The organism is Ruegeria sp. HKCCD6428, assembly GCF_013110595.1.
Classification (GTDB): Bacteria; Pseudomonadota; Alphaproteobacteria; order Rhodobacterales; family Rhodobacteraceae; genus Ruegeria.
This window is the reverse complement of sequence record NZ_WVQX01000003.1, coordinates 213,054-230,603: the sequence shown is the minus strand read 5'-3', so window position 1 is coordinate 230,603 and position 17,550 is coordinate 213,054. Positions and strand designations below refer to the sequence as shown.

The 17,550-nt window shown below is 59.5% G+C and carries 12 protein-coding genes; 3 read left to right on the top strand and 9 right to left on the bottom strand.

What is annotated here, in order from left to right; all coding sequences use genetic code 11:
• The first annotated feature begins 101 nt into the window (after positions 1–101).
• Entirely contained in the window at positions 102–821 is a 720-nt protein-coding gene (locus tag GS620_RS09830; RefSeq protein ID WP_171615561.1) for a response regulator, read from the top strand.
• Between the two features lie 169 nt (positions 822–990).
• On the opposite strand, the gene aspS is transcribed toward GS620_RS09830, so the two are convergent.
• The 4 genes from aspS to GS620_RS09810 form a co-directional block, all read right to left on the bottom strand.
• Positions 991–2,769: an aspartate--tRNA ligase gene (gene aspS / locus GS620_RS09825; protein WP_171168880.1), complete on the bottom strand. Its 1,779-nt coding sequence runs from the start codon at positions 2,767–2,769 to the stop codon at positions 991–993.
• A gap of 77 nt (positions 2,770–2,846) precedes the next feature.
• Entirely contained in the window at positions 2,847–3,518 is a 672-nt protein-coding gene (locus GS620_RS09820) for a CPBP family intramembrane glutamic endopeptidase (RefSeq protein WP_371809794.1), read from the bottom strand.
• Positions 3,515–4,162, bottom strand: a complete 648-nt coding sequence (locus tag GS620_RS09815; protein WP_171615558.1) for an aminotransferase class IV family protein — start codon at positions 4,160–4,162, stop codon at positions 3,515–3,517. The genes GS620_RS09820 and GS620_RS09815 overlap by 4 nt, the downstream gene beginning before the upstream one ends.
• Positions 4,117–5,244 (bottom strand): aminodeoxychorismate synthase component I, encoded by a 1,128-nt coding sequence (locus GS620_RS09810; protein WP_171615556.1) that lies wholly within the window; start codon positions 5,242–5,244, stop codon positions 4,117–4,119. The genes GS620_RS09815 and GS620_RS09810 overlap by 46 nt, the downstream gene beginning before the upstream one ends.
• 177 nt (positions 5,245–5,421) lie before the next feature.
• Between GS620_RS09810 and carB the strand changes: the two genes are divergently transcribed.
• Complete coding sequence (gene carB / locus GS620_RS09805) at positions 5,422–8,766, top strand: carbamoyl-phosphate synthase large subunit (RefSeq protein ID WP_171329289.1); 3,345 nt, start codon at positions 5,422–5,424, stop codon at positions 8,764–8,766.
• Positions 8,767–8,991: 225 nt separating this feature from the next.
• Here the strand turns inward: carB and GS620_RS09800 are convergent, their stop codons facing one another.
• The 3 genes from GS620_RS09800 to GS620_RS09790 are packed head-to-tail and all read right to left on the bottom strand — an operon-like array spanning position 8,992 to position 13,546.
• A complete protein-coding gene (locus GS620_RS09800; protein WP_171168886.1) occupies positions 8,992–12,033 on the bottom strand; it encodes an efflux RND transporter permease subunit in 3,042 nt (1,013 codons plus the stop codon).
• Between the two features lie 11 nt (positions 12,034–12,044).
• Complete coding sequence (locus GS620_RS09795; RefSeq protein ID WP_171615554.1) at positions 12,045–13,082, bottom strand: efflux RND transporter periplasmic adaptor subunit; 1,038 nt, start codon at positions 13,080–13,082, stop codon at positions 12,045–12,047.
• Positions 13,079–13,546 (bottom strand): MarR family winged helix-turn-helix transcriptional regulator, encoded by a 468-nt coding sequence (locus GS620_RS09790; protein WP_152458966.1) that lies wholly within the window; start codon positions 13,544–13,546, stop codon positions 13,079–13,081. The genes GS620_RS09795 and GS620_RS09790 overlap by 4 nt, the downstream gene beginning before the upstream one ends.
• Positions 13,547–13,705: 159 nt before the next feature.
• Between GS620_RS09790 and GS620_RS09785 the strand changes: the two genes are divergently transcribed.
• A complete protein-coding gene (locus tag GS620_RS09785) occupies positions 13,706–14,830 on the top strand; it encodes a beta-ketoacyl-ACP synthase III (protein WP_171232869.1) in 1,125 nt (374 codons plus the stop codon).
• Between the two features lie 18 nt (positions 14,831–14,848).
• Here the strand turns inward: GS620_RS09785 and GS620_RS09780 are convergent, their stop codons facing one another.
• A complete protein-coding gene (locus GS620_RS09780) occupies positions 14,849–16,651 on the bottom strand; it encodes a hypothetical protein (RefSeq protein WP_171615552.1) in 1,803 nt (600 codons plus the stop codon).
• A 166-nt stretch (positions 16,652–16,817) separates the two neighbouring features.
• A complete protein-coding gene (locus GS620_RS09775) occupies positions 16,818–17,279 on the bottom strand; it encodes a hypothetical protein (protein ID WP_152458969.1) in 462 nt (153 codons plus the stop codon).
• Positions 17,280–17,550: the final 271 nt, after the last annotated feature.

Here is a 17,550-nt window from a genome sequence, read left to right as displayed (position 1 = left end):
GGGGGCTGATCCGCCAAAGGACAAGTGCGCCAAATCGCGCGTTAACGTCGTGTTAGCCAGAAGTTCCTAGCGTGAAGCATCTGCTGCATAGGAGAGCTGCCATGGACGATTCGGGCCTACTTGCCACCACCACCGCCGCGCCCACCGCGACTCGACCCTTGCTGGGTCAGACCATATTGGTTGTCGAAGACAGCCGGTACGCTTGCGATGCCATCCGCCTGATGTGCCTACACAGCGGCGCGCGCATTCGCCGTGCGGATTGCCTGAAATCGGCCCGAAGGCACCTACAGATCTATCGGCCTTCGGTCATCCTGGTCGATATGGGCCTGCCGGACGGTTCCGGCGCCGAACTGATCGCCGAATTGGCCGAGGCCACGCCCCGTATCAGTGTCATCATGGGCCTTTCGGGCGATGACGGCAGCGAAGACATGGCTCTGGCGGCCGGCGCGGATGGGTTTTTGTCCAAGCCGCTAAAATCAATGTCACATTTTCAAAAATTCATTCTGGAACGCCTGCCAGAGGACCGGCGGCCCAGCGGGCTTCATGCCGTACGCGATGAAATCATTCGCCCGGACCCTTTGGCTTATCAGGACGACATGGCCCATATCGCCGATGTGCTCGCAGGTCCCAACGATCACAGTACATTGGACTACGCCGCACAGTTCCTGCACGGCGTCGCGCGCGAGGCAAATGACAGGCCCTTGGCGGAAGCAGCGCGAAAGCTGGCATTTTCACGCGCGAACGGGACGCCGATCATGGCGCAGGCGGCGCAGGTTGCCGGGATGGTGCAGAACCGACTGGAACAGCGAGAGGCAATTTGAAATGGTGACAGCGTATTTCATCACTGCAACCCTTTTGTGCATCTGGCTGTACCGCCAAACACGGCAGGCCGCGCGTTCCATCCGCGTCAACCGAACCGATCTGAAAGACCCGCTGGACTGACACACGCTGCCTGCGTGAAAAATCCGCCCGCGATACGCGGGCGGTTTTTTACTGGTCCTGAGGGATAATGCGAAGACCCAGCTCCATCAACTGATCCGAGGTCGGGTCCGAAGGTGCGTCCATCATCAGATCTTCGGCGCGCTGGTTCATCGGGAACATCATGACTTCGCGGATATTGGCCTCATCTGCCAGCAGCATCACGATCCGGTCGATACCAGCCGCGCATCCACCGTGTGGCGGGGCGCCGTAGTGGAAGGCATTGAACAGGGCACCAAAGCGGGATTTTACTTCATCCTCGCCATAGCCTGCCAGTTCAAAGGCCTTCAGCATGATTTCCGGCTTGTGGTTCCGGATCGCGCCTGAAACCAGCTCGTACCCGTTGCACGCCAGATCATACTGGTAGCCGCGCACATCCAGCGGGTTGCCCTGCAACGCGTCCATACCGCCCTGCGGCATCGAGAACGGGTTGTGTTCGAAGTCGATCGCGCCGGTTTCCTCGTCTTGCTCATAGATCGGGAAATCGACGATCCAGGCAAAGGCAAAACGGTCTTTTTCGGTCAGGTTCAATTCCTCACCGATCACGTCACGCGCCTTACCGGCAACCTTTTCAAAGGCTTTTGGCTTACCGCCCAGGAAGAAGGCTGCATCGCCGACACCCAGACCCAGTTGCTGACGGATTGCCTCGGTGCGCTCGGGGCCGATGTTCTTGGCCAACGGACCCGCAGCCTCCATCCCCTCACCTTGATCGCGCCAGAAGATATAGCCCATGCCCGGCAGACCCTCTTTCTGGGCAAAGGCGTTCATGCGGTCGCAGAACTTGCGGCTGCCGCCGCCCGGCGCGGGGATCGCGCGGATCTCGGTGCCTTCCTGTTCAAGCAGCTTGGCGAAGATCGCGAAACCGGAACCGCGGAAATGCTCGGACACCACCTGCATCTTGATGGGGTTCCGCAGGTCCGGCTTGTCGGTGCCGTACCACAGCGCCGCGTCCTTGTAGGAAATTTGCGGCCAGTCCTGATCAACCTTGCGACCGCCGCCAAATTCTTCGAACACGCCGGTCAGAACAGGTTGAATGACGTCGAACACGTCCTGCTGCTCGACAAAGGACATCTCGAGATCCAACTGGTAGAAGTCGGTGGGCGACCTGTCTGCCCGTGGATCTTCATCTCGGAAACAGGGTGCAATCTGGAAATACTTGTCGAAACCCGACACCATGATCAGCTGCTTGAACTGCTGCGGGGCTTGCGGCAACGCATAGAATTTGCCCGGATGCAGGCGCGAAGGCACCAGGAAGTCGCGCGCGCCTTCGGGCGACGAGGCGGTGATGATCGGCGTCTGATACTCGCGAAAGCCCTGATCCCACATCCGTTTGCGCATGGACGCAACCACGTCCGAGCGCAGGGTCATGTTCCGCTGCATCGCCTCGCGGCGCAGGTCCAGATAGCGATAGCGCAGGCGGGTTTCCTCGGGGTATTCCTGATCGCCAAAGACCATCAGCGGCAATTCGTCGGCGGCCCCCAGAACTTCCAGTTCGCGTACATAAACCTCGATCTCGCCGGTGGGCAGTTTCGGGTTCACCAGGTCCGGGTCACGGGCTTTGACGGTGCCGTCGATGCGGATGCACCATTCGGACCGCACCTTTTCAAGCTCGGCAAAGGCGGCGCTGTCGCCGTCGCACAGGATCTGGGTTACGCCGAAATGGTCGCGAAGATCGATGAACAGCACGCCCCCATGATCTCGAACCCGATGCACCCAACCGGACAGGCGAACGGTTTCTCCAACATTGGCGGCGGTCAAGGCGGCGCAGGTGTGGCTGCGATAGGCGTGCATGGAATATCCCTTCGGGCGCAGAATTCGTCGCGCCGATACACCCTGTCAGCCCCGGAAAGTCAAGGCGGGTTGCCCCTTCAAAACGGCCTTTGCACATTGCCCGAGTAGAAATATACGCCCAGCCCCACCGCAAAAATGATATTGCCCGCAATTGCGTGCAGCAACACCGCATAGAAGAATGACCCACGCTGCCGGTAGGCCCATGTGAACAGCAGGCCGCCGGCGAATGTCATCAGTGCGACGATCCAGCTCCAGTACATCAGGTGCGCGAACGAGAATATGGCCGCGTTCAGCAGATAGGCCGCACGCCCATCCGGCAGGATCGCGTGATAGCGGCGAAAGAACAGAGGGCGGAACAGCAGCTCTTGCGGCAGCGCTGACAAAAGTGGGTAGCCGACCCAGATGAAGGCTAGCATTTCGGGGCGGTGCACAAGCAGGAAGAACGCGGCATCCGGGCGCGTGATCTGAATCAGACCAACACAAAAGGCAGTCACGATGGCAGAGAACAAAGCCACCTCGCGCAGGGTCCAGTTGGCCCAGTCATAACGAAGCTCGGCCCATTGAAACCCGGGCGTCCGGTGCAGCAGCACGATACCAAGCCCGGTCAGCGCAAACAGCGCCGGAAACATCCAGTTCGGAGGTAAAAGAACAGCGATCAGCAGCGGCAAGCCAATATAGAACAGGCCAAATTCAAGCCGCAGCCGTCGCATTGCAACCGGCGGTCCGATCATCGTGCTGTTTTTTGTCACCCGTCTATCAGCTCCACCTCGATCAGTCCGCGCAGTGAATTTCCGATCCGCACAGTTTGCGCATTTTTCAGGTCGGTCAAGGTCAGCACGGCTTCGGTGACCGCTTTGTTTTCCAGCAGTTCTTCGCGCAGTATCCCCGGCAAGAGCCCACAGGACAAAGCGGGCGTCAGAACCCGACCATCAGGCATTTCCATAAACAGGTTCGTGATGGTGCCTTCACAAAGCTCATCCAGTTCATTCAGAAACAACAGTTCGTCCACCCTTTCGGGCAGCGCTGCGCGCGCGGAATCATAGAGCGCACGGCGCGTGGTCTTGTGACGCAACCACAGGTCATTCGAAGCCAGACGTTGATCTGACAGAGCGACGCGCCAGATTCTGGGATTGTCCACCAGTTCGCCGGTCGACAGATCGAACGAGCCCGACACATCCAGCGTAAGGCGGCAACGCAGCGGGGTGTCACAAGCAGCGCCATTCAGTCTGGCGGTCGCTTCATCGGGGTTGAAAGGAATCTCGAACACCCGCGCAGTACGGGCCATTCGTGCAAGATGGCGGTCCAGCCTGACAAAGCCCTGATCCGGGCGGAAGGCCAGTGTTTCAATCAGGCTGAAATCAGGTTCAGCTGGCGGGCGAAGCGGGCTTTCCATAACGCCTCCTCATACTCTGACGGGGCGGTGCTGTCCCAAACGACACCGCCGCCTACGTTCAGAGTGGCCTGATCATCCTCAAGCATCAAGGTGCGGATGGCCACGTTGAACTCGGACCGACCATCAGGTGCGGCCCAGCCAATCGTCCCGCAATAAATGTCGCGCGCCCATGGCTCCAGTTCCGTCAGAATTTCCATCGCGCGGATCTTGGGGGCTCCGGTGATCGACCCGCAGGGAAACAGTGCTGTCAGTATTTCACCCAACCCCACGCATTTGTGCAGCTGCGCCCGCACCAGCGAGACCATCTGATGTACGGTGGCATAGGTTTCCACCCGGAACAGGTCAGGCACATGAACGGATCCGGGCAGCGCGACGCGGCTGATATCGTTGCGCAGCAAATCAACAATCATCAGGTTCTCGGCCCGATTCTTTTCGTCCGCGCTCAGAAAAGCCCGGCGGCGCGCATCCTCATCCGGGTCTTCACTGCGCGGTTGCGTGCCCTTCATCGGCCGGGTTTCGATCCTCCCACCCTCATCGGTGCGGAAAAACAACTCCGGCGAGCGGCTGAGCAGATCGGGCAGCCCATCCTGCTGCACCAGTGCTCCGTGGCCCACCGGCTGCCCCGCCGCCAGCGCGGCATAGAGCGTTTCGCTGTTGCCCGAGACGGTCAGATCAATCGGAAAGGTCAGGTTGGCCTGATAGATGTCGCCGGCACCAATGGCGTCATGCACGGCGCTGAAGGCCTTGCCATATCGCGCTTCATCCCATCGCGGCCGGAATGCGCCCACTTCGCCCGCAGGCGACGGAAGGGCGACCCGATCCGGTGCATCATAGACCCCAAAGCACAACAAAGGCAGGCGTCTTTCTTCCGGCAAAAGACCATTGAGCCGGGGTTCAAGCGCATAGCCCAGCTCGTAACTGGCATACCCTGCCAGCCAGGCACCACCTGCGCGCGCCTCGTCCAGTGCCGCCAGAGCCTGGGGCACGTCCTCCGCCACATCCGCGCGGATCACCTGAGACGGACGCTGAAACCGGGTTCCTCGCCCGGCCGGTCCCTGATCGAAACGAATACGCACTTGCATCCTCATTTGCCGTGAGGGGCCATATAGAGAATACTCTGCCAAGTGAAAGAGGGGAAAGCGGCAATTTCGCCCCTGTTTCCGATACCTCTTGCACCTTTTTGCGCGGTCCCTATAACGCAGGACAATTTGGGCGCTGGGGCGGTGCCCTGACTCGCGGACAATCGAAGGAACAAGGCCATGCCGAGAAGAACCGACATCCAGTCGATCATGATCATTGGGGCGGGCCCCATTGTTATCGGTCAGGCCTGTGAATTCGACTATTCCGGTGCTCAGGCCTGCAAGGCCCTGCGAGAGGAAGGATACCGGGTCATTCTGGTGAACTCGAACCCGGCGACGATCATGACCGACCCCGGTCTGGCCGACGCCACCTATATCGAGCCGATTACACCCGAAGTGGTCGCCAAGATCATCGAGAAAGAACGCCCTGACGCCCTGTTGCCCACCATGGGCGGACAGACCGGCCTGAACACCTCGCTGGCACTGGAAGAAATGGGTGTGCTGGAAAAATTCGGCGTCGAGATGATCGGCGCCAAGCGCGATGCCATCGAAATGGCCGAAGACCGCGCCCTGTTCCGCGAGGCGATGGACCGGCTGGGCATCGAAAACCCCAAGGCCGAGATCGTTACGGCCCCCAAGGACGAGAGCGGCAAGAAAGACCTGGACGCCGGTGTGGCGCTGGCCCTTGAAACCCTTGAAACCGTGGGGCTTCCTGCAATCATCCGCCCGGCCTTTACACTGGGCGGCACCGGTGGCGGCGTGGCGTATAACCGTGAGGATTACATCCATATTTGCCGCTCGGGTATGGATGCCTCGCCCGTGGGTCAGATCCTGATCGACGAAAGCCTTCTGGGCTGGAAAGAATACGAAATGGAGGTGGTGCGCGACACTGCCGACAACGCCATCATCGTATGTTCCATCGAAAACGTCGATCCGATGGGCGTACATACGGGTGACTCGATCACCGTGGCCCCTGCCCTCACGCTAACCGACAAAGAATACCAGATCATGCGCAATCACTCGATTGCCGTGCTGCGTGAAATCGGTGTCGAAACCGGCGGTTCAAACGTGCAATGGGCGATCAACCCGGTCGATGGCCGCATGGTCGTGATCGAGATGAACCCGCGCGTGTCGCGCTCGTCGGCGCTGGCATCCAAGGCCACCGGTTTCCCGATCGCGAAGATCGCGGCAAAGCTGGCCGTGGGTTACACGCTGGATGAGCTGGACAACGACATCACCAAAGTCACCCCGGCCTCGTTCGAGCCGACCATCGACTATGTCGTGACAAAAATTCCGAAATTCGCCTTCGAGAAATTCCCCGGTTCCGAACCCTATCTGACCACCGCGATGAAGTCGGTGGGCGAGGCGATGTCGATTGGCCGTACGATCCACGAATCGATGCAAAAGGCACTGGCCTCGATGGAATCGGGCCTGACCGGCTTTGATGAGGTCGAAATCCCCGGCCTGAACGTGGGCCTCTGGGACGAGGCCGACGACAAGGCCGCCGTGATCAAGGCGATCAGCCAGCAGACACCCGACCGCCTGCGCACCATTGCACAAGCGATGCGCCATGGCCTGAGCGATGACGAGATTTTCGGCGTCACCAAGTTCGACCCTTGGTTCCTGGCCCGTATCCGCGAGATCGTCGAGGCCGAACGTCAGCTCCGCAAGGACGGCCTGCCCGTCACCGAGGACGGCATCCGCAAGCTGAAAATGCTGGGATTCACCGATGCGCGTCTGGGCAAGCTGACGGGCCGTGATGAAGACAACGTCCGCCGAGCGCGCCGCAATCTGGGCGTTTCAGCGGTGTTCAAACGCATCGACACCTGCGCCGCCGAGTTCGAGGCGCAGACGCCTTACATGTATTCAACCTACGAAGCTCCGATGATGGGCGAGGTCGAATGCGAAGCGCGCCCGAGCGACAGGAAGAAGGTCGTCATTCTTGGCGGCGGCCCAAACCGCATCGGTCAGGGCATCGAGTTCGACTATTGCTGCTGCCACGCCTGCTTCGCGCTGACCGAAGCGGGTTATGAAACCATCATGATCAACTGCAACCCCGAGACGGTTTCGACCGATTATGACACTTCCGATCGCTTGTATTTCGAGCCGCTGACCTTTGAACACGTCATGGAAATCCTGACGAAGGAACAGGAAAACGGCACGCTGCACGGCGTCATTGTTCAGTTCGGTGGACAGACACCGCTGAAACTGGCCAACGCGCTTGAGGCCGAGGGCATCCCGATCCTGGGTACCACGCCCGACGCGATTGACCTGGCCGAAGACCGCGAGCGTTTTCAGGCGCTGGTCAATGAACTAGGGCTGAAACAGCCCAAGAACGGCATCGCCTCGACCGACACGCAGGCGTTGGAAATCGCTGAGGAAATCGGCTTCCCGCTGGTGATCCGCCCGTCCTACGTTCTGGGTGGCCGCGCGATGGAGATCGTGCGCGACATGGACCAGCTGAAACGCTACATCAACGAGGCCGTGGTGGTCTCGGGCGACAGCCCCGTTCTGCTGGACAGCTATCTGGCTGGCGCGGTCGAGCTGGACGTGGACGCGCTGTGCGACGGCACCGATGTGCATGTGGCAGGCATCATGCAGCATATCGAAGAGGCCGGCGTGCACTCGGGCGATAGCGCCTGTTCGCTGCCGCCCTATTCGCTGTCGAAAGAGATCATCGCGCAGATCAAGGATCAGGCGTTCAAGCTGGCCAAGGCGCTGAACGTTGTCGGCCTGATGAATGTTCAGTTCGCGATCAAGGATGACGAGATCTACCTGATCGAGGTCAACCCGCGCGCTTCGCGCACCGTGCCGTTCGTGGCAAAGGCCACCGACAGTGCGATTGCGTCCATCGCCGCGCGTGTCATGGCAGGCGAAAAGCTGGCGAGCTTCCCGCAGCGTCCGCCCTACAAGACCGTGGACGACACCAAGATCGCAGATCAGATGACGCTGGCCGACCCGGACATGCCATGGTTCTCGGTGAAAGAGGCGGTCCTGCCCTTCGCCCGTTTTCCGGGCGTCGATACCATCCTGGGCCCGGAAATGCGCTCGACCGGCGAGGTCATGGGCTGGGACCGCGATTTCCCGCGCGCCTTCCTCAAGGCGCAGATGGGCGCGGGCATGGTGCTGCCGACTTCGGGCCGGGCCTTCATTTCGATCAAGGATGCCGACAAGGGCGCGGCGATGCTCGAGGCCGCACAAGTTCTGGTCGAACAAGGCTTCACGCTGGTCGCCACCCGCGGCACCCAAAGCTGGCTGGCGGAACAGGGTGTGCCATGCGACGTGGTCAACAAGGTCTATGAAGGCCGCCCAGACGTGGTCGACATGCTGAAAGACGGTCAGGTTCAACTGCTGATGAACACCACCGAAGGCGCGCAGGCGGTCGAGGACAGCAAGGCCATCCGGTCCATCGCGCTTTATGACAAGATCCCGTATTACACCACTGCCGCCGCAAGCCATGCTGCCGCTCTGGCCATCAAGGCGCAGGCCGAAGGGGATGTCGAGGTGAAATCCCTTCAGGGATAACCCGCCTGAGCCACAATTGGCTCATCAATGAACGAAAAGATGCGCGCCCGTTGACCTGAACTCAACGGGCGCGCATTTCGTTCAGGCATAAGGAGAATGAAACAATGCGCACATTTCTGGTTCTCGTAATCTTCACTGCACTGGCCGCCTGTGACGTGCCGTTTGTTCCTTTGATCTAACCTGATTGGACCCAGCTTTTCAGCTGGACCCACAAGAGGCCAGTGTTCAGGCTGCCAGCGCCTCGCGTTTTTCATCGCGCGCAAAGAAGAGCAGGTAGAACACCGGCGCGGCGACCATTGTCAGGACGGTCGCAAAAGCCAGCCCGCCCATGATCGTCACCGCCATCGAGACGAAGAACGCATCGGTCAGCAGCGGCGCCATGCCCAGAATGGTCGTGATCGCAGCCAGCATCACCGGGCGCAAACGCGAGACGGAGGCTTCGACGATGGATTCGCGCAGGGGTTTGCCCGTGGCGCGAACCAGGTCGATCTCTTCCACCAGCACGATGCCGTTCTTGATCAGCATGCCCGACAGGCTGAGCAGGCCCAGAAGGGCCGTAAAGGTAAAGGGCAGCCCAGTTCCCAACAGGCCGATGACCACGCCGTTGACCGACATCGGAACCAGCAGCCAGATGATGATCGGCTGTCGGATCGCGTTGAACAGCAGGACCGAGATCAGCACCATGATCAGCAGGCTCAGCGGCAATTGTTTGCCCAGGCTTTCCTGCGCATCGCGCGAGTTTTCGAACTCACCGCCCCACTCCATCTTGTAGCCCGGTGGCAGTTCGATGGCCTCGATGGCGTCCCGAACTTCGGCGTGTACCTGAGCCGCCGTCAGGTCGGGCGGGATGTCCGCGCCGACAGTGATGGTCAGTACACGATCGCGGCGATGAACCAGCGTATTGAGGGATTTGTACTCGAATCCATCGACCATCTGTTCGATTGGTACAAATTTCCCGGATTGGTCCGAATACACCACCTGATCGACGATGGAATAATCTCCGTCCGCCGGACGACGCAGGATGATAGGGATCAGGCGGTCGCGTTCCCGCAGCACACCGCCCGTGATGCCATCGGTCGAAAATTGCAGCGTGGCCGCAATGTCTTCGCGCGTAACACCCGCGGTCTGGGCCCGTTCCGTGGCATAGATCGGCTGCACCGCCAGTTCCTGTTCGCGCCAGTCATGATGAACGAGCAGCGCGTTGGGCGACGCCGCCGCCATGCGCTGCACGGCCTCGTCCGCAAGTTGACGCAGAACCACCGGATCGCTGCCCGAGAACCGGGCCTGAATCGGATCGCCGCCGCCGGGGCCAAACACCAGGCGCTTGGTTCCGAACTCGCCTTCGGGGAACTGGACCGACCCGAACGCTTCCAGATCCGCTTGCAAGGCCGGGATGTCATCCAGACTTTCCGTGCGGATGATCATGTGACCATAGCTCGGGTTCGGTTTCTCTGCCGAATAGGTCAGCATGAACCGGGTTGCCCCCTGACCGACGAATGTCGTGACCGAAACCACGTCATCGCGTTGGGTCAGCCAATCTTCGAAAACCGCCATGTCCTGTGCCGTGCGGGCAATCGGCGTGCCCTGAGGCAGCTTGTAATGCACAAAGAACAAAGGCGTGTTCGAGTTGGGGAAGAATTGTTGTTTCATCAACCCGAACCCGGCATAGCACGCAACGGTTACGCCGATGAGACCCGCAACAACCAGCCACCGGAAACGGAGCGCAAACCGCAGGATCGCGCCATATGTGCGGAACAGGATGCCCCCGTAGGCGTCGATCTCACCCTCCTTGCCCTGCTTGAAGAAATAGTGCCCCAGCAAAGGCGTGACCGTGATGGCAAGTATCCAGCTGAGCAGCAGCGAAATGCCGATCACCGCAAACAGGGAAAACAGAAACTCGCCCGTCGCATCCGGGCTGAGCCCGATCCCGGCAAAGGCCATGATGCCGATCACGGTGGCTCCAAGCAGGGGAATCTGGGTTTTTGACGCCACATCTTCAGCCGCATCGCGCGATGGTTTTCCTCGCAACATCGCGATCTGCATCCCTTCGGCCACCACGATGGCATTGTCCACAAGCATACCCATGGCAATGATCAGCGCACCCAGGGAAATCCGTTCCATCTCGATCGAGAACAGTGACATGAACAGAAGCGTGCCGACCACGGTCAGCAACAGGGTCGAACCGACGACGATGGCCGCGCGCCAGCCCATGAAGATTCCCAGTACGGCGACCACGATGGCCACTGACATGGCCAGATTTACCAGAAAGTCGTTCGAGGCCTGCTCGACCACCACATGTTGCTGATAGATCGGCAGAATATCGACACCGAAGGGGATATTCGCATCCAGCTCGGCGAATTTGGCGTCAGCCCGCTTGCCGACCTCGACGATGTTTTCCGTCGCCAGACCGGCGATGCCGAGGGTAAAGGCTTCGGTCCCGTTGTAGCGGATCATGATGTCCGGATCGTTCTGACGGGCGCGATAGACATCGGACATGTCGAACAGGTTGATCACCTGCCCTTGCGAGCCGACAGACAGGCCCGCAATGGCCGAGACACTGTCCGAACCCTCGGCCGTCAGAATGGTGGTACGGGCATCTTCAGACCGCAAAGACCCCGAGGAATTCACCGAATCCGCGTTGGCTATGGCTTCGTTGATCGCTTGCAGCGGGACGTTCTGATTCACCGAGATCGCCAGATCGGGCTCTACAAAAATCGCCTCGTCCGGCAGGCCCTGAACCTCGACATCGGCGACGCCGTCCACGGTCAGCAGTTCGCGACGCAGAAACGTTGCCAGTTCATGCTTTTCGGCGTCCGAAAACCCTTCGGCAGTCACCGCATAGAACAGGCCGAACACATCACCGAACCCGTCATTCACATAGGGTTGGCTGACACCCGACGGAAGCCCGCGGGCGGCATCGCGCACCTTGGCCCGCAGGCGGGTCCAGATATCGGGCAGTTCGGTGCCGTCGTAGGTCGACTTGATCTCTACTTCGATCAGCGATTGTCCGGGTTGGTTGACCGAGGTGATGACGTCCACCTCGCCCATCTGCTGGATCGCGGATTCAAGGGGTTCGGACACTTCAAGCGCCACCTGTTCCGCCGTGGCACCGGGATATTGCGTGGCGATGACCGCGTTCTTGATGGTGAAAGCCGGGTCTTCCAAACGACCAAGCGACGTGAATCCCCAGATGCCACCGAAGAGGGCAATGAGGATGATCAGCCATGTATAAAGCGGTCGATCAATCGAGGCGCGCGCGATGTTCATCTGTCTGCCCCTCAGTTCGCGAAGCCGGTGAACCGGCGCACGGGCTGACCGTCTGTCAGCACAGCACCGCCAGCCACAACAACTTCGTCACCGTCAGACAAGCCCTTCAACACCCGAACATCGCCCGACTGCGTGGGTTCGATTGTCACCGGAACGCGGCGGACCGTGCCTTCATCCGCGCCAGCGGGAGAGAACACGATGACGCTCAGTTCACCTGTTGCATCCGCGATGACGGCCGTCGCTGGCACGATGATGCCTGTGCGCTCGTCCTGGACCTTTACGTTGACTGTGACGGACGAGCCGGGAAGAATTTGCAGCCCCTCGGGCGGGGTCAGGCCGAACTGAATGCGGAAGGTCTGCCCGACGCTGGAAGTTTCAGCGTCGAATTCCCGGATTTCCAGCGGGAAGACTTCGTCACTTACGGGGAATTTGGCGGTGATGGTGATGTCGTCGTTCTGGCCCGAGCGTTGAAACAGGATCTCGGGCACATCCACCTCGATGCGCAATTCGGACATGTCGTGGATGCGGACGATCGGCGTGCCGGCCGATACGGTGGTGAAAGCCTCGACCGCGCGGCTGGAGACCAGCGCGTCAAATGGTGCGGTCAAAGTCGCGTGTTCCAGTTCGTATTCGGCATCGCGCAGTGCGATCGCGGCCAGTTGCGCTTCGGTCTCTGCGTCATCGACCGCCACCTGGCTGGCCGTGGTGCCCCGCAAACGCGACAGGCGTGCGACGGTTCGGTCGGCCTGTTCCTTTTGCAGCTGCGCCCGTTCGAGCCGCAGTTCGAACGGCTCCTGATCCAGTCGCGCAATCAGGCCGCCTTTGGGGATGACAAACCCTTCGTTGACCGGCATTTCGACGATCTGACCGGCGACCTGAAAGGCAAGATCGACCGTCTGCCGCGCTGCAACACGACCGAAGAACTGGCGGGTGAAGCCGGGCGTTGTTTCGCGCACCTGCATCAGCTTGACCGGTTTCGGAGTATCTTGAGCGGCAATCGGAGTTGCCAGAACGGCCAGTGCAAGGCCCAGAGAGGTCAGGAGTTTCATTTCTTCAGTCCCTCGGGAATTCCCGTTTTCAAAACGTTGTCACGGATTTTGCGCGCCAGTCGCGCGAATTCGGCTGTTTCTTCGTCGTTCAGGCCCGAGGCCCTGTGAAACAGGTCTCCGGCCTCGGCCACCAGCATGTTGCGGGCTTCTTCACCACGCTCGGTCAGCACCAGCAACCAGGCGCGGCGGTCTTCCGGGTCACGCTCGCGCGTGAGATAGCCGGCTTTTTCCAGCGAATCCGCGGTGGCGGTGATTGTGGACGGTACACTCAGCATATCCGCAGCCAGAACCCCCATGCGTTTCGGCTGATCCAGCTTGATCAGCATATGGCATTCGGGGTGGCTCAGGTCGGTTTCGATGCTGTCGAATGTCTCTTCCAGTTTCCAGTACAGGGCATATACCCCCATGATCGCCTGAATCTCGGGGCTGAGGCGGCCAAGCCTGGTGCTGATATCGTCGGGCATCGGGGATCTCCGCGCGTTTGGAGGGGTCATATACTTCAGTTTCTGAACTATTCAAGATATGAAGCTACGGCTTTACGCACATTCCCTTAGGTCAACATACCTTGATCAAATCACAACGTGACTGCATTTTGGGCAAATCCGAAACATTCAGGGCTCGCCATGTATACCCCCGCCATCACCGGTACCGGTGTCTTCACGCCTCAGAACGTCATCACCAATGCCGAGCTTGTCGAGGCATTCAACGCTTATGCCGACAAGCAGAACGCCAAGAATGCAGAAGCCATCGCCGCCGGACGGATGGAGCCGATGCAGCATTCATCGGAAGAGTTCATCGTCAAGGCATCGGGGATCGAAAACCGCTACGTGATGGACAAGAGCGGCGTGCTGGACCCGGACGTGATGCATCCACTGCTGCGGCAGCGCAGCGATGATGAACCCGGCATCATGACCGAAATGGCGGTGGATGCCTGCAACAAGGCGCTGGCACAGGCGGGGCGTACGGCGGCGGATGTTGATCTGGTAATCTGCGCGGCTTCGAACCACGAGCGCGCCTATCCGGCGATTGCGATCGAAATCCAGCAGGAACTGGGGATCAACGGGTTCGGCTTTGACATGAACGTCGCCTGTTCGTCGGCCACGTTCGGCATTCAGGCCGCGGCGGATATGGTGCGGTCGGGATCGGTGCGGGCGGCGTTGGTGGTGAACCCCGAAATCTGCTCGGGCCATCTGGAGTGGCGCGACCGCGATTGCCATTTCATCTTTGGCGATGTGGCGACGGCAACGCTGATCGAACGGATCGAAGACGCACAAGGGCCGCATTTCGAAATTCTGTCGACGCGCTGCGCCACTGCGTTTTCCAACAATATCCGCAACAACAACGGCTTTCTGCGCCGCTCGCGCCCAGACGGGCTGACCGACCGGCGCGACATGCAGTTCATGCAGAACGGTCGGAAAGTATTCAAGGAAGTACTGCCGATGGTCAGCAACCATATTAGCGACCACATGGATGCCGAAGGGGTCGGAAACTCTGATCTGAAACGCCTGTGGCTGCATCAGGCCAACAAGACGATGAACGACTTCATCGGCAAGAAAGTTCTGGGCCGCGAACCCGAGCCGGGCGAGCAACCCAACATCCTTCAGGATTATGCCAACACGTCATCTGCGGGGTCGATCATCGCGTTTTCGAAGTATTCCGACGACTTGCAGGAGGGTGATCTGGGCCTGATCTGTTCTTTCGGCGCCGGGTATTCGGTCGGGTCGGTGATCGTGAAGCGCCACGCCTGACGGTCGATCTTGTCTGGCCTAGCCTGCCCCAGTCACTTGGAAGATCTGAAAGGCTGCACCTTCCGCAGCTTGTATCCGTCTGAGATAGGCCGGGATTTCACTCGCAATCAATCGCGACTGCAAACCACGACCCTGTGATGCCCAGGACCAGAATTCGGCACGCGGCGCGGACGTACAGAGCATGACGTAATCCACGTCCAGCTCGGTCAGGCGAGATCCGATCTGGTCCGCGTCCGATCGGAACAGTTCGATCTGCGCCAGAATTCCAGCCTGATTCCGGTGATAATTGCCCGCCAGAACGGAATGGTCGGTATGGCGCAGCACGTTTGCGGCAAAGTCGAAATCAACAAGGAATCTGCCGGCTGGAAGATCACGCAGGGCCGCATAGGCTTCGGGCGTTTTGCAGGATGCGCCCGAGTTTTGCTGTGACTGTCGGGCCGGCTTCGCGGATGCGGCAAGGGACGGCCCGGCAAAACGCCCCAGCTGCTCATCGATGCTGGCGCCGGTTTTCGGCGAGATGCAGAGGATGAAAGCAACCATCGCAAACCCTGACAACGCGCGGCGACGGCTTGCATAAGAGCTGTACAGGACACGCAGGATCTGCGCCTGGACAGCCACCAGCGAAACACCCAGGAATGTCATCATTCTGGACTGATAGAGGAACACCACCAGGCCGGTCACGATCAGAGCCAGAAACAGGGCGTATTCCAGTCTGAAAGGCGATCTGACTGCAAAGATCAGGGCGGCTGCCATGCACAGGATCGACATCGCGATCAGGGCCAGCGCTTCGCCCCGGTGCAGTTGCAGAATGACGTTGATTTTCTGGGCTTCCGCCACCTGGCTCAACCAATAGTCGCGCATGTCCTGTGGCAGGGCTTCGATCGGGTTGCTGAGACAATGCGGGGCGAAGCCGTAAGCGCAGGCCAATGTCACCACTCCAATTGCAACACATGCGCCGATGCGGCCCCAAAGTGACCAGCCAGACCCGATCCATGCCGCAATGCAAAGCCCTGCCGCGGCAACGCTCGCCGGCAATGCCACGCTGAGAGTCAGGGCGTCACAGCTTGGAAACAGAAAGGCCTCGTGTCCCGTTGTTGCAAGGCTGGTCAGCACAAGCGTCAGGACCAGCCCGATACCAAACGCCATGGTCCGGCGACGGGTCGGTTCGCCGTTTACGATCCAGTCAATGGTAAAAAACACGGCGACAAGTGCGATCTGCAATATCGATTCGGTGCCTATCGACACCGAAAGCGCCAGGCAGGCACCCAGCAGCCATCCGGCATATGGTTTGTCCCTGCGCAAAGCAAACAGCATCAGGGCCGTGACGAACAAAAGAATCTGAGCATTGTGGTGATCAAACGAAAAATAGTCGAACTTCCTGGAGTGTTCGAGCGCAAGCACCCCCACAGCCAGCGCCGAAACGGCGCCTTCCCGCGCGCCCAAAACACTGCCAGTCACCGCAAAGGCCCACAAGGTCAGACCCGCCAAAAGTGAGGGCCAGACAAATGCCGTCACCTGAAGGGCCATATCGGGCGGCAAAACCAACCCGAATGTTCCGTAGAGCAAAGCAATCGGCGCGTCGATCAATCGGGACCAATGCATCAGCGTGCCGCCCTCGGGGCCCAGCCGGTACTGATGGCTGTCGAACCAGCCCTGCCCCTGCAACAGATCCTGCACGACCACCCAGCGCATCACGTCGTCAGAGCCTTCCTGATGACCACTTAGGGCCATCAAAACCAGAAGTGCCGCATAGGCGCATACGAAAAATCGCAGAACCACCCGGTCTGCGAAAATACTGAATGTTCCCTGCGATTTCTGCATGGTCCACTGCCCTTGACGTTCTTGCCCGCGACGGACCTTACAGGACAGACGTGACTGAATTGAGGCAACAGGCACGGTCAGCGTTTCTGTCTTTTCGAGCATGAAAAGAGGTACGCCGCACAGGCGAAAACTGGCCAGTCATGGGTGCAAAGGTTCCCGACCCCGGCTAGCTGACGCTTTCTTCTTCCAGATGCAGCTTCATCTCGATCAGAACCTGTTGCAGCAAACTGGTTTCTTTCAGCAACCGTTTTGCTTCGTTGACGGTGATGATTCCGTCTTCGATTGCGGCCTGATACTCGGTCATCAACATCGCAAACCGCTGGCTTAGCGCAATGACATCCGAATTGACACCACCGGTGCGGGGGGTAGAGGTGTTGCGGTCGCTATAGGACAAGGTGATGTTCTTCAGATCCGCCAAAGCCGACGTCACATGCGGATAGGTCGCCGCGTTTTCAAGGCGGGCCACCGCGTCCACTGGCATGAACCTGTCCTCGTGTTCAGCATTGTCTGAATAGTATCGTCCTAAAGTGGCCTTGGATTTCCCTGTAATTTCACACGCGGCTTCGATTCCAACATCCTTGACCAGCGCTTCTGTGTGTTTTTTCAGATAGGCCCCGATATCTGCCATTGTTTTACCTTTGTTACCTGCAAACGCCTGCCCGATGTCCAAACAGGGGAAAGCGTGGGTAAATTTCCCATAACCAAGTCATAATTGAAATGTCATACATTGGCTATCCCTCAGATATGCGGGGGATTTTGTGAGTGAGTGGCGGCAGTTCAAGCCGGTAATGAGTGATTGCAGGGTGATATTGTTAAACCTTGCTGCGTTTTGGCCACATGTTGGCCGACGGCGTCGCTGTTGCAGATGTGGGGGTTCCATCCCCTAGAGCGTAGCTCGG

Excerpts from the sequence above, each read along its gene's own strand:
- GS620_RS09830 (WP_171615561.1), top strand. The coding sequence starts at position 102 with ATGGACGATTCGGGCCTACTTGCCACCACCACCGCCGCGCCCACCGCG.
- aspS (WP_171168880.1), bottom strand. The coding sequence starts at position 2,769 with ATGCACGCCTATCGCAGCCACACCTGCGCCGCCTTGACCGCCGCCAAT.
- GS620_RS09815 (WP_171615558.1), bottom strand. The coding sequence starts at position 4,162 with ATGGAAAGCCCGCTTCGCCCGCCAGCTGAACCTGATTTCAGCCTGATT.
- GS620_RS09810 (WP_171615556.1), bottom strand. The coding sequence starts at position 5,244 with ATGCAAGTGCGTATTCGTTTCGATCAGGGACCGGCCGGGCGAGGAACC.
- carB (WP_171329289.1), top strand. The coding sequence starts at position 5,422 with ATGCCGAGAAGAACCGACATCCAGTCGATCATGATCATTGGGGCGGGC.
- GS620_RS09800 (WP_171168886.1), bottom strand. The coding sequence starts at position 12,033 with ATGAACATCGCGCGCGCCTCGATTGATCGACCGCTTTATACATGGCTG.
- GS620_RS09795 (WP_171615554.1), bottom strand. The coding sequence starts at position 13,082 with ATGAAACTCCTGACCTCTCTGGGCCTTGCACTGGCCGTTCTGGCAACT.
- GS620_RS09790 (WP_152458966.1), bottom strand. The coding sequence starts at position 13,546 with ATGCCCGACGATATCAGCACCAGGCTTGGCCGCCTCAGCCCCGAGATT.
- GS620_RS09785 (WP_171232869.1), top strand. The coding sequence starts at position 13,706 with ATGTATACCCCCGCCATCACCGGTACCGGTGTCTTCACGCCTCAGAAC.
- GS620_RS09780 (WP_171615552.1), bottom strand. The coding sequence starts at position 16,651 with ATGCAGAAATCGCAGGGAACATTCAGTATTTTCGCAGACCGGGTGGTT.
- GS620_RS09775 (WP_152458969.1), bottom strand. The coding sequence starts at position 17,279 with ATGGCAGATATCGGGGCCTATCTGAAAAAACACACAGAAGCGCTGGTC.